The sequence below is a fragment of the Bacillus sp. 3G2 genome (assembly GCF_044324725.1).
Lineage (GTDB): Bacteria > Bacillota > Bacilli > Bacillales > Bacillaceae_G > Bacillus_A > Bacillus_A mobilis.
In genome coordinates this window covers 1,560,826-1,583,735 of record NZ_CP172246.1, presented here as the reverse complement: position 1 = coordinate 1,583,735, position 22,910 = coordinate 1,560,826, and the positions used below count along the sequence as shown (strand labels likewise).

12 protein-coding genes, 2 other RNA genes and 1 riboswitch are annotated in these 22,910 nt (G+C 37.0%); of the genes, 3 read left to right on the top strand and 11 right to left on the bottom strand.

What is annotated here, in order from left to right; genetic code table 11:
• The first annotated feature begins 44 nt into the window (after nucleotides 1-44).
• Complete coding sequence (locus tag ACHZK0_RS08095) at nucleotides 45-15,077, top strand: DUF7507 domain-containing protein (RefSeq protein WP_395761401.1); 15,033 nt, start codon at nucleotides 45-47, stop codon at nucleotides 15,075-15,077.
• A gap of 72 nt (nucleotides 15,078-15,149) precedes the next feature.
• On the opposite strand, the gene ACHZK0_RS08090 is transcribed toward ACHZK0_RS08095, so the two are convergent.
• From ACHZK0_RS08090 to ACHZK0_RS08065, 6 genes are all read right to left on the bottom strand, one after another.
• Complete coding sequence (locus ACHZK0_RS08090) at nucleotides 15,150-15,290, bottom strand: FbpB family small basic protein (RefSeq protein WP_001228045.1); 141 nt, start codon at nucleotides 15,288-15,290, stop codon at nucleotides 15,150-15,152.
• A 190-nt stretch (nucleotides 15,291-15,480) separates the two neighbouring features.
• Nucleotides 15,481-16,347 carry a 5'-3' exonuclease gene (locus ACHZK0_RS08085; RefSeq protein ID WP_262740682.1) on the bottom strand — a complete coding sequence of 289 codons (867 nt, stop codon included), beginning with the start codon at nucleotides 16,345-16,347 and terminating at the stop codon, nucleotides 15,481-15,483.
• A gap of 131 nt (nucleotides 16,348-16,478) precedes the next feature.
• Nucleotides 16,479-17,204, bottom strand: a complete 726-nt coding sequence (locus ACHZK0_RS08080) for a cation-transporting P-type ATPase (protein WP_063263214.1) — start codon at nucleotides 17,202-17,204, stop codon at nucleotides 16,479-16,481.
• Between the two features lie 345 nt (nucleotides 17,205-17,549).
• Nucleotides 17,550-17,713, bottom strand: a riboswitch (M-box (ykoK) riboswitch).
• A gap of 127 nt (nucleotides 17,714-17,840) precedes the next feature.
• Nucleotides 17,841-18,227 carry a DUF350 domain-containing protein gene (locus tag ACHZK0_RS08075; protein ID WP_000606861.1) on the bottom strand — a complete coding sequence of 129 codons (387 nt, stop codon included), beginning with the start codon at nucleotides 18,225-18,227 and terminating at the stop codon, nucleotides 17,841-17,843.
• Entirely contained in the window at nucleotides 18,220-19,458 is a 1,239-nt protein-coding gene (locus ACHZK0_RS08070; protein WP_395761400.1) for a glutathionylspermidine synthase family protein, read from the bottom strand. Before ACHZK0_RS08070 ends, ACHZK0_RS08075 begins: the two co-directional genes overlap by 8 nt.
• A gap of 3 nt (nucleotides 19,459-19,461) precedes the next feature.
• Nucleotides 19,462-19,773 carry a hypothetical protein gene (locus tag ACHZK0_RS08065; protein ID WP_270606217.1) on the bottom strand — a complete coding sequence of 104 codons (312 nt, stop codon included), beginning with the start codon at nucleotides 19,771-19,773 and terminating at the stop codon, nucleotides 19,462-19,464.
• 83 nt (nucleotides 19,774-19,856) lie between these two features.
• Here ACHZK0_RS08065 and ACHZK0_RS08060 point away from each other — a divergent pair, with 83 nt between their 5' ends.
• Nucleotides 19,857-20,306: a hypothetical protein gene (locus tag ACHZK0_RS08060; protein ID WP_262740684.1), complete on the top strand. Its 450-nt coding sequence runs from the start codon at nucleotides 19,857-19,859 to the stop codon at nucleotides 20,304-20,306.
• A gap of 174 nt (nucleotides 20,307-20,480) precedes the next feature.
• Here the strand turns inward: ACHZK0_RS08060 and ssrS (ACHZK0_RS08055) are convergent.
• The 5 genes from ssrS (ACHZK0_RS08055) to ACHZK0_RS08035 all read right to left on the bottom strand — a co-directional run bounded on the left by ssrS (ACHZK0_RS08055) (nucleotide 20,481) and on the right by ACHZK0_RS08035 (nucleotide 22,582).
• Nucleotides 20,481-20,664, bottom strand: a non-coding RNA gene (gene ssrS / locus ACHZK0_RS08055) — 6S RNA.
• Nucleotides 20,665-20,685: 21 nt separating this feature from the next.
• Nucleotides 20,686-20,868: non-coding RNA, 6S RNA (gene ssrS / locus ACHZK0_RS08050), on the bottom strand.
• Between the two features lie 116 nt (nucleotides 20,869-20,984).
• The gene (locus ACHZK0_RS08045; RefSeq protein WP_270343454.1) at nucleotides 20,985-21,818 is read right to left on the bottom strand and encodes a sulfurtransferase; all 834 of its coding nucleotides are present in this window, start codon (nucleotides 21,816-21,818) and stop codon (nucleotides 20,985-20,987) included.
• Between the two features lie 2 nt (nucleotides 21,819-21,820).
• The gene (locus tag ACHZK0_RS08040; RefSeq protein WP_000451820.1) at nucleotides 21,821-22,093 is read right to left on the bottom strand and encodes a YpbS family protein; all 273 of its coding nucleotides are present in this window, start codon (nucleotides 22,091-22,093) and stop codon (nucleotides 21,821-21,823) included.
• A gap of 21 nt (nucleotides 22,094-22,114) precedes the next feature.
• On the bottom strand, nucleotides 22,115-22,582 hold the full coding sequence (locus ACHZK0_RS08035) for a GNAT family N-acetyltransferase (protein ID WP_262740686.1): 468 nt from the start codon (nucleotides 22,580-22,582) through the stop codon (nucleotides 22,115-22,117).
• A gap of 72 nt (nucleotides 22,583-22,654) precedes the next feature.
• Here ACHZK0_RS08035 and ACHZK0_RS08030 point away from each other — a divergent pair, with 72 nt between their 5' ends.
• A complete protein-coding gene (locus ACHZK0_RS08030; protein WP_000369735.1) occupies nucleotides 22,655-22,909 on the top strand; it encodes a DUF3931 domain-containing protein in 255 nt (84 codons plus the stop codon).
• Nucleotide 22,910: the final 1 nt, after the last annotated feature.

Below are 22,910 nucleotides of genomic sequence, written 5' to 3'. Positions count from 1 at the left end.
ATATCCTATTTTGACCAAGACTATATTGTAAATGAGGTGACAACATGCCCATTACGAATCGATTTTCTACCACCACGAACGGCGCACTCGCTATTACAGGAAATACTTTAGGCTTAAGTAAAATTAGTAATCTAAACCGTGCTGGTACAATCGGGGCAATTGGTGCATTCGCAACTACGAATACCGCTTTACAAGTAACTACTTTTCCTGCGGGTACAACATTAAACTATACACAAAATAGTTCTACCGCTATTTTAAATATCCCTGCTGGTAGTACTATTCTTTATGCAGAACTTGTTTGGGGTGGGAACTACTTATCTCGTGATCAAAATATTACGAGTGTATTAGGAAACCCTGTTTCTTTTGCAACACCTGTGTCAACATACTCAATTACCCCTTCAACCGTTACAGCTTCTAATCAAACATTCGTTTCTGGATCTGTCACATTTGGATTCTATACGCGTTCCGCAGATGTAACATCCCTCGTTCAAGCTGGAGGATCTGGCTCTTATACAACCGGCTCTGTCCCTGGACTTGTTGATCCTTTAGATGCTTCTAACGGAGCTATCAATTCTTCTGGATGGACGCTCATTGTCGCTTATCAAAACGGTTCCTTACCCGCAAGAAATTTAACAATTTACGTAGCTGGTAACCGTGTATCTGTAGAAACTGGTAGTGCAGATGTATCTGTCTCAGGGTTTTTAACACCTGCTGGAGGACCTGTAAGCGGGAGATTATTTATAAGTTCTACTGAAGGGGATGCTGATTTAACTGGGGATCAAGCATTATTTGGACCGAATTTCAGTTCATTAAATGCCTTATCTGGGCCAAATAATGCTGTAAATAATTTCTTCGGTTCTCAAGTGAATAACGCTGCCGGAAATTTAGATACAACTGGGACATTTGGAACACGAAATCAAAGTGCTTCTACAAGTACAAATATCTCCGCTGGAAGGCAAGGCTGGGACATTACTTCTATTGATATTTCTCCTTATTTAACAAATTCCCAAGTCTCCGCCGCAATCCGTTTAACAACTAACGGAGATGCATATATGTTAAATACAGTCGGATTACAAATTAATATAAACTCGCCTAACATACAAGCAACGAAAAGCGTGAATAAAAGCGTAGCTGCAATTGGAGATGTTCTCACTTATACCGTTACTATCCCTAATACCGGGCTTCTTCCCGCCAATAACGTTATTTTTATAGACAGTCTTCCTAACGGTACCTCCTTTATACCTGGCACTGTAACGATAGATAACGTACCTCAAACAAATGCAAATCCCGCTGCTGGTATATCTCTTGGAACAATTAATAATAGCGCTTCTCGTACAGTAACTTTCCAAGCAACTGTCGTTTCTCTTCCAAGCCAAAACCCTATCTCTAACACTGCTAATATTACATTTCAATATACACCAATTGCCGGTGGAACGACTTTTAATGGTCTTGCAACAAGCAACTCTGCAGGAACACAAATTAACCTCGCAGATATTAATGGGACAAAATCAGTTAACAAAATCTTTACCGATATTGGCGAAACGTTAACTTATAGTATCGCCTTAGCTAATATAGGAAATATCGCCGCAACGAACGTTTTATATACAGATCCGATTCCTAGCGGGACTACTTTCATTCCAGGAAGTGTAACTGTTAACGGAGTTACTCAAGCTGGTGCAAATCCCGCTAATGGTATATCCGTCGGAACTATTACTGCTAATTCTACGACTACTGTTTCATTCCAAGTATTCGTTCCTTCTATCCCGCAAACAAACCCAATATTAAATAGTGGTACAACAACTTATCAATACATTCCTGTGCCAAATCAGCCGGCAGTAAGTGGGACTGATACGACCAACATCGTATCTACTCAAGTGAATAACGCTACTGTAACTATGGCAAAAGTAGTAGATAAAAATTTTGCAGATATTGGTGATACATTAACTTACACCGTTTCCTTTACAGCTACAGGTAATACGAATGCGAACAACGTTATTTTTACAGATGTCATTCCTACCGGAACAACTTTTGTCCTTAACAGTTTAACAATAGATGGCACGACACAAGTGGGTGCAAATCCCGCTAACGGTGTGAACATTGGATTGATCCCAACTGGCTCAACAAAAACTGTTTCATTTCAAGTAGTAGTAAACACAATACCCGCGTCAAATGTCGTATCTAATGGTTCAAGTGCTTCTTATCAATATACCGTCAATCCTAGCCAATCACCAATTACAAAAAATATTTCTTCTAATCTCGTTTCCACTCAAATTAACAATGCGAATTTAACATTAACAAAATCAACAAATAAACAATTTGCTACAATTGGCGAAACAATTAGTTATACAATTCTTATTACAAACAGTGGAAATACAGCTGCAACTAACGTTCAACTAACAGATCCACTTCCAAATGGAACGATATTGACTCCTAGTACTGTAACACTAAACGGAGTTTTGCAAAATGTAGATTCTCTCATTGCTTTACCCATTGGCACAATTCCTGGCGGTGCCACTGTTACTCTTTCTTTCCAAGTAACAGTCATCAATATTACCACCCAAAATCCTATCATTAATAATGCTTTCGCTTCTTATTTATATACTGTAAATCCCAGTCTGCCACCAACTTCAAAAACAGCAAATTCTAATTCAGTTACATCAACAATTAGACTAGCAAATCTTCATGCTACTAAGTCTGTAGATAAAACATTTGCGGAAGTTGGAGATGTATTAACTTATACCTTTGCTCTTACAAACGATGGAAATGTTGCGGCGAACAATGTAGTACTATCCGATTCAATTGCGAATGGTACTGCCTTTATACCGAACAGTGTCATAGTTAACGGCATTACTCAGCCAGGCATTACACCAACTAGCATTACTATTGGTAGTATTAATGCCGGTACTACAATCACAGCTTCATTCCAAGTATTAATAACTAGCATACCAAATCCAAATCCTATTTCAAATAGCGCTTCTATTGCCTATAACTTTATTGTGGATCCAAATGCTTCCCCTGTAAGTAAGAACACAACTTCAACCACTACATTTACTCAAGTGAATGACGCAAATGTCATTTCAGACAAAGCAGTGGATCGAGCGTTTGCTACCGTAGGAGATATATTAACTTATACCGTTACTTTGACGAATGCAGGAAGTGTTTCCGCTGATAGTCCTACTTTCGTTGATACGAATCCTGACGGTACTACCTTTATCCCAAACACTTTCCTTATTAATGGTGTACTCCAAAATAACGCCGATCCAAATGTCGGTGTTCCGTTACCTTCCATTCCTGCTAACGGCTCACTTACCGTCTCTTATCAAGTAACTGTCACCTCTTTACCCACACAAAACCCAACAATAAATTCATCTAGTACACAGTATAGCTTTATTTTAAATCCGGGCGACCCACCAACTATAGAAACATCTTTAAGTAACACTGTAAGTACACAAATCAACTTAGCAAATGTAGTTATTGTCAAACAGGTAGATTTAACTATTGCAGATGTTGGGCAACCGATCACATACACAATTGCCCTAGCTAACCCTGGAAATACTCCAGCAAATAATGTAGTCGTTACCGATATACTCCCTCCTGGCACAACTCTCGTACCAAATAGTACTTTTATAGGCGGCGCTTTACAGCTAGGTGCGGATCCAAGTGTCGGTCTTCAAGTCGGTACAATTCCAGCAGGCGGCATTACAACAATTGTTTTCCAAATTAGTACAAATAGTTTACCTTCACCAAACCCAGTTCAAAACAGTGCTGCACTTCAATATAGCTTTATCGCAGATCCAAATTTACCTACTGTTGTTAGAAATGCTACTAGTAATTTAGTAACGACACAAATTAATACCGCTAATATTGTTGCTACGAAACTAACGAGCACAAATTTCGCTGATGTTGGTGATGTCATAACTTATGCAACAGTTTTAAGTAATAATGGCAATATACCTGCCTCCAATGTAACGTTTACAGATATCATTCCAGCTGGTACTATCTTCCTTCCTAACACTGTAACGATTAACGGTGTTCCTATAGCAAATGCAAATCCTGCTAACGGCATTCTTATTGGTACGATAGGAGCAAATTCATCACGTACTGTTGCATTCCAAGTTTTTATACCAACTATCCCTGCTGTAAATCCGATTACAAATCAATCAGGCACTACATTCCAATACACGTACGATCCATCCAAGCCAGCCGTCATGCAGATGGTGGCATCTAACACTGTACAGACAACTATTAATAACGCCTCTATTACCGCTACAAAATCTGCAGATAAACAGTTCGCTAACGTAAATGACATTATTACGTACACAACTACTTTAACGAATAACGGAAACACACTTGCGTCAAATGTAATATTTACAGATGTAATCCCAAGTGGCACATCGTTTATTCCTAATAGTGTAACAGTAAATAGGAATACACTCCCTAATGTAAATCCAGCAAGTGGCATAGTAATCGATCCAATAAACCCTAATGCAAATACGACCATCTCGTTCCAAGTGCAAGTAAATTCCATCCCGAATCCGAATCCAATCCCTAATCAAAGTAATACAGCTTACCAATATGTCGTAAATCCTAACTTACCTCCAGTATCCTCTAATGCGTTAAGTAACTTAATAACAACTCAAATTAACAATGCTACTATTCTCGCTACGAAATCAGTGAATACACCGAATGCTGCAATTGGAGATATCGTTACTTATACGATTGCAGTTACGAACACAGGAAATATCCCTGCTAGTGCAACTGTTTTAACGGATGGACTTGGTGCAGGCGCATCCTTTGTCCAAAATTCCGTAACTATCAATAATGTTCCTCAGCCAGGATTAGACCCATCACTTGGTATTCACTTAGCAGATATTTCACCTGGAGATACTGTATTCATTACTTTTCAAGCACAAATTTTAGCTATACCACCTAGTGGCACATTAACAAATAATGCTCTTGTAAATTATGAATATACCGTGAATCCAAACCAATCACCTGCTGTTGGTAGTACAATTACGAATACGACGGTTACTCCAATTATTGATGCTACTCTATCTATAAATAAAACTGTCAATTCAACATTCTCTACTATCGGAGATACACTTACTTTCACTTCTACCATTATTAATTCCGGCAACACTACCGCAAACAATGTTATTTTTACAGATTTAATTCCAAATGGTACGACGTTTATTCCAAATAGTTTTACAGTAAATGGAACAACCATCCCTAATGCAAATCCACAAAACGGTATCAATATCGGTAACATAAATTCAAATGCATCATTTATACTCAGCTTTCAAGTAAACATTACAACTCTTCCAAACCCTAATCCAATTCCGAACAAATCATCGCTTCAATATAGCTTTATTGTTGATATAAATGAACCGCCTGTTTCACGAACCGTTAAATCCAACAAAACTTTTACACAAGTAAATACTGCCTCCGTTATCGCAACAAAAACTGCGAGCAGTGCATTTTCCGCTGTTGGAGATACAATTACGTATACAACTACGCTCACTAATAGCGGAAATACTACCGCAAACACACCTGTTTTTATCGATATATTACCACCTGAACTTTCATTCGTGCCTGATAGCGTACAAATTAATACGATCCCACAACTTGGATTTAGACCAGATAACGGGATTTCTTTAGACACCATTCCAGTTGGAGGAACGACAACGATTAGTTTTCAAGCGATCGTTGGTTCAATACCTGCTACAAATCCAACGTTGAATCAATCTAGCACGACATATTCTATCATTGTGGATCCTACCCAGCCGCCAGTTACAGAAACAGCTACAAGTAATCCAACTTTAGTGCAAATTAATGAAGCAATCATCCAAGCAACAAAAAGTGTGGATCGTCTATTTTCTGATATCGCACCTGGAAATTCATTTTTAACGTATACAGTTTTATTAGATAATATAGGAAACTCAACTGCTACGAATATCATTTTTACAGATCCGATTCCAAATAATACAGTATTTATAGAGGATAGCGTTCGAGTAGGTGGGGTTTTATTACCTGGAGTAAATCCAGCGAATGGGATACCCATTGGGGATATTATTGCAGGAGATTTTATAAACGTTACCTTCCGTGTGCAAGTAGTTAGTATCCCAAATCCTATTTTTACAATCGGACCCGGAGGACCAAACTCACCGGTTGTAAACGGCGCTTCTATTAATTATCAATTTATGACAGGACCTAATTTACCATTTGTTTCACGAAGTACGTCATCTAATTCTGTTTCGACACAAATAAATGCTGGGGAAATTGCACTCGTTAAATCTGTAGATAAAGCTTTCGCAACAATTGGCGATACCATTTCTTATACAATCACATTAAGTAACCCTGGAAATGTCACTTCACAAAATATAATTTTCACGGATCTTTTGCCTGATGGAACGACATTTATATCTGGCACTCTTGTAAATGATTCTGGTGCGCAGCAAATTGGAAATCCCGGGAACGGGATTCAGATTGGAAATATAAACCCAAGCGGAATGTCCATTATTACTATTAACGCACTTGTCATAAACATTCCAAGTATAAATCCAATCTCTAATTCCAGTTCTGTACAATTTCAGCATATTGTCGATCCAAGTCAACCAGTTATCACTCAAACCGCTTCATCTAATACCGTTACTACAACAATAAATAGCGCTATATTAACTACCACAAAAAGTGCTGATAAATCCATTATTTCTGTCGGAGATAAAGTTACGTATACAACTACGATTACAAATACTGGGAATAAACCAGCAACGAATATTACTTTCACAAGCGCTATTCCAGCTAACACTACATTTATACCAAATTCGGTCACAATCAATGGCGTTCAGCAACTTGGTGCACAGCCAGCACTTGGAGTAACTATACCAAATATCGCTCCTGGTGCAACAGTAACTGTTACTTTTCAAGTAAATGTTATTTCTGTGCCCCCTTCAAGTTCGATTATGGGTAACGATACAATTTTATACTCTTATACTGTTGATCCTAGCGCAGCTCCTGCTACTACTTCTACTTCAACGAATATCGTTACAAACCCTGTACTAGATGCTATGATAACAATGGTAAAATCGGTCGATCAAACACTTGTAACACTAGGTGATACGATAACCTATACGACACTATTAACAAATAACGGTAATACAAACGCGACGAATATTACGTTCACTGACCTTATTCCAGACGGCACAACGTTCGTTTCGGATAGTGTCACAATAAATGGTATCACACAACTCGGCCTTAACCCTAATACAGGTATTACTATTGGGTCAATTGCTCCTAACAGCTCAATAGCAATAGCATTTCAAGTTACCGCTACTTCTACACCAGCCCAAAATCCTATTGCCAATTCCGCTACTGCTTCCTACACATTCATCGCTGATCCAAATGCACCTATTGTTTCAAGAACCACTACTTCAAATATAGCGTTCACTACCATTAATACAGCTACCATTCTTTCATCAAAACAAGTTGATAAATCATTTAGTCATATCGGAGACACACTCACTTATACTGTTACTTTAACAAACAACGGAAATTCATCTGCACAAAATGTTATATTCACAGATACTGCGCCGAGCGGAACTACATTTATTGCAAACTCATTTTCTATTAATGGCATTCCTCAAAGCGGTGCGGACCCATCGAACGGTGTAAATATTGGCCCTATAACAGCTGAGAATACAGTAAATGTTTCGTTCCAAGTAACTGTTACCTCTTTACCAACACAAAACCCCGCTGTAAATTTCTCATCAACATCGTATCAATTAGTCTCGCCGCCTGATGCAGAAACTTCAATTAGTAATCCTGTTTCAACGCAAATGAAAGAAGCTATATTATCCATGACGAAAAATGAAAATGTATCCTTTGCAGATATCGGGCAAACTGTTTTTTACACTACTTCTATTTCAAATATAGGAAATACGGATGCTACTAATATAGTATTCACAGATGCATTACCAAGCGGACTCACATTCGTTCCTAACACATTAACAGTCGATGGCGTTTTACAACCGAATGCGAATCCGAATACAGGTGTAGCACTTGCAACACTTCCACCAAATGAAATATATAGTATCGTCTTTCAAGTTACGGTGAACAGCATCCCACCTAGTAATCCAGCACCAAATACAGCATCCACGACTTATGCGTTTACTGTGGACCCAGGGAATCCGCCAGTATCGAGTGCAGCTACTTCCAACACGACACTTCTTCAAATAAACAACGCAAATATTATTAGTACAAAAATAGCAGATCTTACTTTTGCGGATGTTGGTAATACAATAACATTTACACTTAACCTTCCTAATACCGGGAATACGACCGCTACAGATGTAACCATTATTGATATTCTTAATAGCAATCTCACTTTCGTTCCGAATAGTTTCACAGTTAACGGGCAAGCCATTCCAAACGCTGATTTATCTACTGGTGTAAATATCGGTTCCATTCCTGGTGGTAATACAGCAATCGTTACTTTCCAAGCAACAGTTGCTACACTTCCAACACTTGACCCCATTTCTAACGCTGCTTCTACCACATATCATTATGTCGTTGATCCTAGCCAGCCACCTATTACAACCTCCAATCAATCTAATACAACGACAACACAAATTAATAGCGCTATCCTTACCGCACAAAAAAATTCAAATGTGGCAACAGTGGATATCGGGCAAGATATTGTCTACACCGTTACAATAACAAATAGCGGAAATGTTAGTGCGACGAATGTTATTTTTACCGACCTGATTCCAGATGGAACTTCCTTTGAACCGAATAGCTTTACAATTAACGGAACTAGCATCCAAAATGCAAATATCATTACAGGTGTTCCAATTGGTGATATTGCGCCAAATCAATCTGTCATTGTGGCATTTCATATTAATGCTAATGAAATCCCGCCTATAAATCCAATTACCAATCAAGCTAGCGTTAGCTTTCAACATATCGTTAATCCAAAAAATCCTCCAGTTTCAAAAAATATCACTTCTAATAACGTTACAACAAAAATTGAAAGTGCTATTTTAACTACTATTAAAATAGGAGATAAATCTTTTGCAACGATTGGTGATACGATTACGTATACAACGACCATTACGAATATAGGAAATATTTCCGCTAACAATGTTATCTTCTCAGACCCTTTACCAACATGGACACAATTTGTTGCAGGATCAGTTATTGTTGATGGCACTCCATTACCTTCCGCTTCTATTATTAATGGCGTTGGTATAAATACAATCACTCCAAATCAAATGGTAACAATCGTATTCCAAGTTCAAATCGTAAGCAATCCAACAACATTCACAACAGAACTCCAAAACTTAGGATTTGTAAACTTCCAATATAACGTAGGAAATACATTACAAGCTCAGCCTGGCAATGTGGAAACGAACGTCTTCGTTACTTCTATTAATTCAGCAACGCTTTCAGCTGTAAAAACTGCTAATACAGCCTTTGCGAATATCGGAGACACGATCACTTATACAGTTTTACTTCAAAATAGCGGCAATACAAACGCTACGAATGTAAATTTCTCAGATTCGATTCCAGTAGGAACGACTTTTGTTGAAAATAGTTTCACTGTAAATGGAAGTACCATCCCAGGTGCAAATCCAAATAACGGAGTGAATATCGGAACTGTGAATACTGGTAGTTCCTCAACCGTTACGTTCCAAGTCATCGTTACATCTACTCCACCTTCGAACCCAATTACAAACGTTGCATCTATTCAATACGAATTTATAGTTGATCCGACTTCTCCCCCTGTTACAGGTACAATAACTTCTAATAGTGCTTCCACACAAATTAATAACGCGACTGTTACAACTGTTTTAGAAGCAAATCGATCAATTGTATCTATCGGAGATATCATTACGTATACAGCAACATTAACGAATACTGGAAACTTCCCTGCTAATTCTGTATTACTCATTAATGGAGTCCCTGGAGGGGCATTATTTGTTCCAAATAGTGTTATGCTTAACGGGATTTCACTTCCAGATGCAAGTCCAACTCTCGGTATTCCAGTTGGTATTATCGCACCAGGTGATTCTGCTACGATTACATTCCAATTTCTTGCAAGTTCTATTCCGCCGCAAGGAGCGATTATAAATCAAGCACTTACAAGTTACACGTATATTGTTGACCCAAGTCAACCTCCAGTTACAGCAACTTCTTCATCTAATACGGTTAGTACAACTGTCGTTGATGCATCGCTATCTGTAATTAAAAATACAGATTCCCTCATACAGTCTACTAACGGTACTATCACTTACACTGTAGTCGTTCAAAATAACGGGAATACAACTGCAAATACAGTTACTTTAACAGATTTGGTCCCAGAAGGAACTGCGTTTATTCCGAATAGCGTGACTATTAATACCGTTTCAGTTCCAGGTGCCGATCCAAACGTAGGGATACCATTAAACTCCATTGCACCGTCAGAAATCGTCACCGTCATATTCCAAGTGATCGTTCAATCCATTCCAAGTGTGAATCCAATTTCTAATATAGCCCGTATTGACTATACTTTTATCGCCGATCCAACTGCTCCTATCATCTCTCGAACCATTACTTCTAATCCAGCTTTCACACAAATTTCGGATGCGAATGTGCTTTCTTTAAAAGCAGTCAATGCACAACAAGCAACAACAGGGGATATTTTGACCTATACGATAACAGTAGAAAATACCGGAAATATTCCAGCTACTAATCTCATATTTTCAGATACGATTCCAGAAGGTACTACATTCATAGAAAATAGTTTTACACTTAACGGAACAGCTATACTTGGTGCAAATCCGAATGCAGGTGTTACTTTGCCTAACCTAGCAGCAAACGCTACTCACCTTATTTCGTTCCAAATTCTTATTAACGATCCATTCTCACAACAATCGATTACAAATCAGTCTAATACAACATATACAATTCAACCAGACCCAGGGCAACCGCCTATTACTGAAACATCTACAAGTAATATTGTCATTACAAATTTCGTGCAAGCACAATTAACAATCACAAAAACGTCCAATCCAATAACTGTAGATATTGGCGGAACTATACTTTATATTTCTGAAGTGAAAAATACCGGAAATGTTGACGCAATAAATATTACTTTTACAGATTCTATTCCAGCTGGGGCTACATTCGTTCCAGACAGTGTCACAATTAACGGTGTACTTCAGCCTGGTACAAATCCAGAAAACGGAATACCAATTGGAACGATTCCACCAAACAGTTCCAAAACAATACTATTTCAAGTACAAACAAATAATCCACCAACTGAAACCGAAATTGTAAATCAATCATCTGCAAATTACCAATATGTAAGTATTTCTACAGCTCCACCAGTGAATCGCTCTGCAAATTCTAATATCGTTACAACATCACTTCAAAATGCAAATATTATTTCTGTTAAACAGGCGAATGTTACTTTCGTATCCATCGGGCAAAATATCACTTACACAAATACACTACAAAATATAGGAACTATTCCAGCTAACAATACTGTGTTCATTGACAATATTCCAGAGGGTACTATATTCATTGAAGATAGCTTATCAATAAACAATGTAATGCAGCCTGGTGCGAACCCTGAAAACGGAGTAACTCTCGGCACGATACAACCAGATGAAACAGTCACTATTTCATTTGAAGTACAACTTACAAGTATCCCTTCCAGCAACACAGTCATTAACATTTCAGACACTTCGTATGAATACCAAATTGACCCTAGTTCTCCTATTATTCAGCGTAGATCGTTATCAAATGCAGTAAATACTGAAGTTCGGACAGCAAATGTTAATGCAATTAAATCCGCCAATAGATCCATTACACGCATCGGTCAAATCATCACGTATACAGTCGCCGTTACAAACGCTGGTACAGTACCTATTACAAATACTCTCCTAATTGACGCAATTGCCGCTGGCACCACATTCGTTCCAAATAGCATCCTTGTAGATGGCATACCAAGACCTAATGAAAATCCAAGTACCGGTATCAATCTTGATATCATTCTTCCAAACAATACGATTATTGTTACGTTCCAAGTAAATGTAACTTCTATACCATCACAAAATAATATTAATAATATCGCTGTCATTCACTATGAATATCAACCGGAACAAAGCGCACCACCAATTTCAGAAACGACCTCTTCCAATACTACAAATATACAATTTATTGATGTTATTCTTATCGCTACAAAATCCGCTAATAAAGTATTAGCAAATATTGATGAAACCGTTGAATATACAGTATTCATTCAAAATAACGGATCCACTGCAACTAACTCCATCTTTTTTACAGATACTATAGAAGATGGCACAGTATTTATTCCGGGAAGTGTAACAGTTAACAATACTGTACTTCCTGCAGCAGATCCAAATATCGGATTTTCCATTCCTAATATTGCGTCAGGGCAAGCGACTACAATAATGTTTCAAGTTTCCGTTACGAATTTACCAGCTGTAAATCCAACGCCTAATACTGCAAACATCGTCTACGACTTTATTTTCAATCCTGACTTTGCACCAATTCAAAAATCTACTACTTCCAATACTACTTTCGTTCAAATTAACGACGCTGATATCGTTTCACTGAAAACTGTTGATTTAACTTCTGTAACGATTGGTGACATTTTAACTTATACAACAACTTTAACGAATATAGGAAACACAGATGCTATTGCTGTTGTATTTACAGACAATATACCTGATGGAACAACCTTTATAGTCGGTAGCGTTTTAGTAAATCATATTCCTCAACTTAACGCGAACCCAAGTGCCGATATACTTGTAGGAACGATTGCCCCTAACGCTTCTATCCCAGTCACGTTTTCCGTTACTGTGGTATCTCTTCCAGCTAGCAGTCGTATCCAAAACCAATCAACTTCTCGTTATACAATTAGTGGCGAAGAACAAATATCGACTAGTAATATTACCTTCACTGAAGTTATTTCAGCTAATGTAATTGCAGCAAAAACAACGCCTATCCAATATGCCAATCTACAAACGATTATCCCTTACACAATTTCCATCACAAACAATGGGAATATACAAGTAGAAAACATTATTGTTACAGATATCATCCCATCAAATACGAACTTTATAGAGAATAGTGTTATTGTAAATGGAACTGCGCGCCCAAATGACAATCCACTTAACGGGATACAAATTGATAACATTCCGCCTAATACAACAGCAACTGTTCTATTCCAAGTACGGGTTACTTCGATTCCGCAAACAAATCCAATCTCTAACACGAGTACAATTGAATACCAATACACGATACCAAACCAGCCGCCTATTACCGAAACTCTTCTTTCATCAGCTGCCGTAACAGCAATTCATCATGCAAATTTAAATAGTAATAAAGCTGTTGACCTTGCATTTGCAACAGTCGGTGACACGTTAACTTATACAATTACACTCAATCAAACTGGTAATGTTGCAGCAAATAATGTAACCATTCAAGATATGATTCCTCAAGGTACTACGTTTGTAGAGAATAGCGTTGTTGTAAACGGAGAAACTCTTCCGGGAGTTAATCCAGTAAGTGGTATACCAATTAATACTATAACTGTCGGCGGAAATGCTATCGCTTCATTCCAAGTAACCGTGACTTCTATCCCAACTCCAAATGAACTGACCAACCAAGCCATTACTACCTTTAACTATATAGTCAACCCAAATAACGTACCTGTCACAAATACAACTACAACAAATACCGTCACAACAACTGTCCAAAATGATAATGTCGTTGCCATAAAGTCTGTTAATGTCACACATGCATTACCTAGTCAAACTGTAACGTATACAATTACGATTACGAATAATGGTAATGTGATTATTGAAGATATCCTTGCCATAGACACCGCACCAGTAGATACTACCTTCGTTACGGGCAGCGTTACGATTAATGGAATCAATCAGCCTAATGAAAATCCGGAAAATGGTATTATATTAGGAAGCCTTGCTCCTAGTGCATCTACTATCATTACTTTCCAAGTAACAATATCTCCTACAACTCATCAACCGGCAATAAATAACGATGCTTCTGTTTCCTATACTGTTACCATCGATCCGAATGAACCCCCTATTACCATTACAAAGCAAACAAATGTCGTTACAACAACAGTAGTCGATCCTATGGTTCGTATTAACAAAACAACCGACACATCTATTGCCGTTATAGGTGATATGATTACATTCACATTAGAGGTATTGAACCATTCCCCTATTCCTACAATAAGTACTTCTATTTTAGATACCATTCCAACTGGTACAACATTTATAGAAAACAGCGTAACAATTAACGGTACTCCAGTTCCAAATGTCCGTCCAGACACTGGTATGAATATCGGTGCTTTACCAGCTGATTCAGTAGCAACGATAACATTTAAAGTTCTCGTCACTTCTATTCCTTCAAACAGTACAATTATCAATTCTGCTTCCGTCACAGCCGCATTCCAATTGACACCGCAGGACCCAATTATTACTTTTATTGTTAATTCAAATATCGTTCGTATACCAGTTCAATTTGTAACTGCCACAGTAGTGAAAGATGCATCCGTCAGCTCAGCTTATTTAAACCAATATTTTAATTATACGGTGCGTATTACGAATACTTCTGACATTTCACTTTCAAAAGTTTCTTTACAAGATACCATTCCAGCAGGTTTACAATTTATGGACGGTACTGTCTTTATTAACAGCGAACGCTCTCCACTAGCAAATCCGAATATCGGTTTCCTAGTCGCTACTAATTTAGAACCAAACGAAACAATTATCGTGTTATTCACAGTACAAGTGATAAGCCCGCCTATTAATAATGAATTTAAAAACACGGCGAATATTTCATTACAACTTCAAGTTTCACCTACCGACCCACCAATTACAGTAACCGTTACAAGCAACGAAAATATCGTCACCTTTATTTCAGAAAATCCAGATGAAACACTTCCAAATTTAAATTGCTTCTTTAACGGGGAACGTTTTATACACATTACTCCTCGAAATATACGAAATTACTTTTGGGCTTGGATTTGGTGGAAGTAGTAAAAAAGAAAAAGCTTGTAGTTTAGATACAATCCAAACTACAAGCTTTTTTCATATGCAAAATTATCATACTCAATTACTAGCAACTCTATATGCTACATGTCGTTTCTCAATTCTTTCTTCAATTTCTTTCATATTTTCTTTATTATTTAATAGTGATTGTTTATTTTCAATTAATAATTGTTTAAAAGATTTTCTCACTTTTTTTCTCATTTTCATTTTCCTCCTTGGGGGATGGTTTATATAAAAGATAAAGTATTATCTGGTTGCCCTTATAATAATTGATTGTTGTGAATTCTATTTGAACTTCATATGAAAATTCCGTTTATTTTCTGACAACTTTGTGAACACGCAAAAAAAAGAAAGACCGATTCATTTTACTTATAATCGGTCTTTCTAGTATTTATAGCATATTGATTAATATTTCAGGTCTTCCCCAATTCATTTCTTCACAAACGAATCTAAGCTTTTCTTCATCCATTGTGTGTAATCCTTCTTCTAATGAACATAAAATTGGAACTTCACAATGAATTTGTGCCAATTGTAATGAAATATTTAAGTTCTCTAAATCACTTTCAATCTTTGTACGCTGTGCTTTCGTTAATGATGCTACATTTTCTAGTACAGTTGCTACTGTTCCGTGCTCTTGAATCAGTTTATACGCTGTCTTTTCGCCGATACCTTTTACACCTGGGTAATTATCACTCGTATCTCCCATGAACGCTTTCGCATGCACGATTTGCCAAGGCTCCACACCTTTTTCTTCCATGATTTTCTCTGGTGTATAATATTCGTAATTTCCGATACCTTTGCGCAAGAGCATAACTGTAACATTCTTATCAACGAGCTGAAGTAAATCCGTATCGCCTGTTAAAATATATACTTCTGCTTCATTGCAGTATTGTTTTGCAAGCGTACCGATACAATCATCCGCTTCATACCCTTTCATACCGATAACTGGAATAGACAATTTCGCAGTCATTTCTTGTACTAAATCAAATTGCGGAATTAATTCTTCAGGTGGCGCTGCACGATTCGCTTTATAATTTGAGAACGATTCTGTTCTAAATGTCGTACTACCCATATCCCAGCATGTTACGATATGTGTCGGTTCAATTGCTTGCATAGCTGTTAATAAATGTTTCATATAACCATGAATCCCGTTTGTAGGGGTACCATCTTGTCGTTTCATAAATTGTCCGTAGACACTTGTTGCGTAAAAAGCACGAAATAGTAGTGCCATACCATCAACTAATAATACTTTTTTCATAATCCCTCTCCTACTACAAAAAATAATAACCCCACGTCATCACGTAAGGTTATATAAATAGATTACCATTCTACGTTTTTTCAACTTTGTCTATTATACATTGTTTTTGTATATTTAGCATCATTTACACATTAAGACATTCTACTACAACAAGTATGAAGAATTCCTGAATACGTATTTTTCCCAGTCGAAACAACTACAGCCTTTGCATTTCCGCCAACAATATACGTCCCTTTGAAACATACGTTTTCAAGTTCAAGTGGATTATAGTCTTTCATTCGTTTTAAAGGAATAAATCTTTTGCGCTCAAGGTGATAGCAGCTTTCAAATTTCTCAATATTTGTATCTTTTCCTGTTAGCACAGATTCATTTACTAATAAATCATTCGCGTAAATGATACGTACATCCGCTGGCACTATATCACCTTCTGAAAGAAAAATCATATCACCAGGAACAAGCTCTTGTACTGGCAAATTCATCATTTTCAATTCACCGTTTAACCCTGTTACACTAGAACATTCTACTCGAGACACGGTAATTTTCTCACATTGTGATCCATCACGCACATGTTGTTTTGAAAAACCTGGAATCATTCCACTTAGCTTCATCATTACTTCCGCAATACGCGCTCTTTTTGAAGTTAATTCATTTCGGCCGTATACTTGAATACGTTTTTGTGCCTCTTTCATAGATAATCCGTCTCGTGTTGTTTTAAAATATGCAAATACAGATTTTACATCTCTTGTTGCGATTTCAATTAATAAATCTTTATTTTTTTGAAGCATTGTTTGTTCTTTCATTGATTTTTTACTTAATTTATATGACGTGTTACCCACAGTTTTGTTTGCATATAACATATTATCGTCTCCTCCTGTACAACATAGGAAGAAACGCTTTGTTTCTCAATTTATCCACTTTACCTTAACAGTGTCTAGCGCTTAAACATGCATATAAACGCTACATTATGATAAATATAGAGGGAGGAACAAGTCGTTTCCTGCCTACATCATATATTTTTGATTTGAAGTATATGGGTAACGGAACCGAGTCAGAATTTGACATGCTCCTCACCTCCTCGTTTAATTTTATAGTTTATACTATGAAATTACTCATAGCTTTGTAACAAAAAGACCCTTACTCCGAAAAGAGTAAAGGTCATGACATACACAAATAAACGATTCCTAATACAATTAGAAATCTACGGACCTCTCCCTCGCCGAGTTTTAGCACTGTATAGCATAGGTACATTACCAGCTACGTTAAGAAAAACCTTAATTCGATCATTCCTGTTGACCCATTGGCGTCTCTCGACATTTTTGGGCAGTAGCATTTCTCTATACAGGAGCCTCACCTAACAGAGACTTATTTTTTATTACATAGAAAATGTTACTCTTATTTAAAATAGATGTCAACAGTAGCCTACAATTTTTTCAAAAGGTATGGCAAACTAACATATATAAAAATAAAAAACTTTACGTTTGAACGTAAAGTTTTTAATAAGTTATACAACCTGCAATTACAATCCCAATGGAAAGTGATAAAAACATAAGAAACAGACCGACTGCTTGATTATCTTCTTCAAGACTTTTGTTTATATTAAAGCGTGGTGTAAGCCATTCAGCTAAATAATAAACAATAATTTGAGCCAAAATACCAACTGCTCCCCACGAAACCATATCAAGAAGTGAAATGGAATTAGCTGCTGTCGAATATAAAACAATAGCTAACCCAAGTAATCGTCCTCCAAGTACATAGCTTACCGCCTTATTTCCTTGAGCCATTAACTTAAATTCTTTTACTTTCGTTGTCACTTCCATCAGGAAAAGACCAATGCATAAAAGTCCCAGTGTTACTGCTAAATATAACAAAAAATTAATCATATACTTTCCTCCTTTTTATCCCTACCGGTAAATAATACGATTCATTCCCCGTAATTTTTTCCCCGGCGCGAATACCGATACTACTCGCTTTTCCAGCAATTAAAAACGAACCAAACACATACGACAGTTGCTCCATCCCTTTTTCTGTTTCCAAGGATACGACTGGAAGTTCTATATATTTTTGAAATATCGGCAGTGACGCTTTATACGTTTGGTGTGCATTTTGCATCATAATATTTTCGTCCTTATCTCGAACGGTAATTGTGTCCCCTTCCCTACCAAATGAAGGTTTTTGAACGAAAGAACCTTTTCCTACAAATACATCTCGTTCTAAATATGTAGGTAACATATATTCTTTAATCCACTGCTGTTCCTCATTTGTATAAAAGGCCTCTTCTTCTGCTAATCCCCAAATTAGACACTGAATTGATTTGGGCTGAAGTAAAAATGCTGACAAAGGATTTATTATAAAAAGCTTTCCGGCTTTTACAAGTTGCAACAGTTCCACACCTACCAAGTCTCCTGTATAAGGATCTTGATCCTCAATTAAATCTTCTATCGGATATGTTTGACGATATAAAACATTAATCTTTACTCCATCACTATCCACTAAAGCAACTTTTGTAATTCTAAGTTCTGACATTGGCACTACTTTATTTTCAACATGGCATAACTGACTCAAATACATAGTCGTATTCCAATCCTCAATATGTTCATGATGTGCTGTAAAAACAACATTTGGGTTATCTATTCCCTTTGTCGCTTCCATAACGGCTTTTGTAACACCAGAAGATAGCAATCGTTCTTGATCCAAGTTTGGATTATCGTAGCCTAGTTTTTCGCAAACTTTTCCATTCATATGAAAGCATTCCATAATAAAAGTTGGCGTATCACTATTAAACTCAAGCATTTTAATTTGGTTATCATCAGTTAAAACAAAATCAAATCGTGAAATAACAGATTCAGGATATAATCCCTTCATTCTAATGAACGTTAAGCTCGCAGGAGGAAAACCAAGTTCAAAAAGCTGTTCGTCACTTAAATTACGCAAAAGCCTAGCAGTCTTAAAAAATATTTTCCCCATTCGTTCAGTTGCTACTTGTAATTGTTTCATAGTCTCATTTGTTATAGAGAAAACATGAAACAAACTATACTCACATTCATATAAATCCGACCAGAAATTCGGATATTTCGAATAAAACTCTTTTCGTTCACTTATGTATTGCGACATATGTTAGCCCCCAAATCCACCCTTTGAACCACTTCCAATTCCACCTTTAAATTCCGCAGATGATTGATACGACTTAAACGCCGATGAATTTTTAAAAGCGGATTTATTTTGATAGTATCTCCCACCATAGAAATAATGCCCACGATAACTTGAACTACTATCATCACACTGCCATACCCCAAGTTCATCATCCCAATCCCAATCTGAACAACTAGTATCATTCGGTTTTGAGGGAAGATCTTGTGCGCAGCCAAATAAGGTGCCAGTCATTAAAGACGTTACGACACCACCTACTAGCCATTTCGTTTTTGTCACCTTCGCACTCCCCTTTTTAAATTCTATTTCTATTATATAGGATGGCATGATAAAGTAGAAGAAAAAGGAAGAAGAGGGATAAAATGCACTTAGAATATCGACTTAATGATGAAACGAAAGGGTATCCTGCTTTATGGAACTACGCAAATATTTCTAATTCTGAAATCATCGCACGCATGACTTGTGAATATTTTATAAAAGATAAAAATACATATGTTGTTACTGCAACTTCAGTAGATCCAGACGGAACAGCAGTTATATATATTCAACAAGAAACCTTTTCTAACGACCCTTCAGATCCTACTTACTTCCACATCGGTTTTGAAATTAGAGAGCTAAAGGATACGAGTTCAAACTTGATTGAAAGTAAAGATGTATGGAACTATGAAGAAATTTTACCATCTCTTCATTCAGATATTATATATATTAAGCGCGACGGCATGCATATGGAGTTCACTTTAGATTCAAGAGAGATTGATGAAGACAGAAAGTGCTATATTTATTATGGAAACTTCACAGGTGAATCGAGTTAAAGTGAAACTTTAATCAGCCCTCACCAATCGGACTTTTATGGGCAGCCCGCCCCCCACTTAACTTCTTTGCTTTCGCTGAATTTTGAGGTGAGGGTCTTACTGCCCATTAAAGCGGGATAACATAAATATATGTATGCAACAAAAAAACCTTACGTATAAAACGTAAGGTTTTTATTTAGCCCCACATATGCCGTTCTCTCTAGATGTCCATAAACCTGCTCTCACAGGTGGATGCTCTCACAAATGTTTGTAACTTCCTTCTTAAAAAGATGGCATGTTAGCTACATTTAAATATTGAACTTCCATATTAAACTTATTGGTTTAAGACATACATAAGCTACGTACACCGTAGGAATTTTATATAATGTTAGTTGAAATAAGACCCCCGCACGTGCCGCTCCTCGTAAATGTCCAAAAACCCGCTACTCGCAGGTGGATGCCCTCACAGTTACCGTACATCTTCCTCCCCTAGGAAGGCTTGATGATGGTCGCTAAATATTGAGCTTCCGTATAACTAACATCGGTTTTAGACATAAATAAGTTACGTACACCGCAGGATGTATTATTTACTTGTCGTTATATTATCACATTGTTTCCAATGTGTAAAATACAAAGTTTTTCGAGCAATTTCTTGCTTGTGACCTTATTTTAATACAAATTATTTTTGCATGCAAGTGATTAATCTTCTTCTTTTGCAATTTGATTTTCTGGGTAAGAAATCCAATCACTCCAGCTACCTGCATACAATTTAACATTTGGGAATCCTGCTAATTTCAATGCAAGAATATTTGGACATGCTGTAACACCAGAACCACAATATACAATTGTTTCCTTATCTTTCGAAAGATTTCGGAATCGTTCTTGTTGCTGAGCTTCATTCTTAAATTGTCCTGATTGGACAATTCCATCCTTCCAAAAATAGTTTACTGCTGTTGGAATATGTCCCGCTTTTGGATCCACAAGTTCCTCTACACCAGCATACCGTTTTGGTTCTCTAGAATCAATTAACGTAACATTTGCACCTGCATGAATATTCTCTCTCACCGTTTCCATCGTTACAAGCATATGCTCTTGTACATTTGCTTTGAATGCTTTTCGTTTCGCAACAGGAATTTCCGTTGTTATCGGTAGTCCATTCTCTTTCCAAGCTGGAAATCCGCCATCTAATATATATACTTTCTCATGTCCTACATAGTTTAATAACCACCAGAGACGAGAAGCATTTGCACCTGCTTGACTATCATATGCAATTACTGTCGTATGTTCATCAATACCAGCTTGCGAAAGCTTGTCTGCAAACGCCTCAATATTCGGCAATGGATGGCGACCACCATGTTCTGTTACAGGACTTGATAAATCTAAATTTAAATCAAAATATAACGCATGAAGAATATGTTCTTCCTCATACTTTTCTCTACCCCAATTAGGATTCGCTAAATCAAAACGACAATCGATTATACGGACATTCTCATCTTCTATATGCTCACGTAACCATTCGACTGTAACTATCATCTTTAACGACCTTCTTTCTCTTGCAAACGACTTACATACTCCATAACCATTTCTTCTGTAACATATTTACGCTGCAAGGTAACACCATTTTTTGCAAGATCATTAATTTGCTTTGTTACAACATTAATGACATCAACCGAAAATTCTTTCCCATTTGACGCAAGAGATACGGCTGCTTCAATAGCTGCTTCACGCTGCGCATCTAATTGCAAACATGCTTTTACACTTTCATTTTGTTTACGAGAATGTGCTGTAATTGCTTTATGTACTTCCATCTTCTCTTCCCCCTAAATAAGTTATACGTTCTGATTCAATTCCATTGCAAGCCGAATCATATCACGGCATACAATCCCATTTTCAATAATCTCTTCTTCATAATGCTTCGAAAAGTAATCAAAATCAATAGAAAAAATACGAAATCCACATTTTTGATATAAAGCAAGTTGTGAAACACTAGAATTGCCTGTACCAACTTCAAGTTTTGACATACCATATCCTTTAGCAGTTTCTATGGCATGACTTATTAGCTTCTTCCCAATACCTTTTCCTTGCAAATGCTCTACAACCGCAATATTCATAATCTCCATCGTCTTCGGCCTTGTTTCCAAAAGAACATATACACCGATAACACGCTCCTCTTGCTTAGCTACATATGTTAAGCCTCTTTGTACATATGCATCAATTTGCCCCTCACTTGGATCAGCAAGCAATAATAAAGGTTTCGGTATAGCTTCTTTCGCAATACACTCTATTACTACACTCATAAAAAATTCCCCTTTCTCTATTGTTCTAATCCCTCCTTGTCTACCATAAGTAATAGAAAGGAGGGATTCACCATGGACAACAATGAGAAAAAGTGCAACGTCATCTCTATTGATGGAAAGAAGAAGAAAAGCGACTCGTATTCCTATCCAAAATTAGTAGTAGAAAACAAAACTTATGAATTTTCTTCATTCGTCTTATGCGGTGAAACACCAGACGGCAGACGACTCGTTCTTACTCATATGATTTCTACCGATGAATTTGCTGGGTTCGTCAAATCTTTAGATACAGTACTGCAAAAGAAAATTGAACGAATCTTTTTCTCATAAC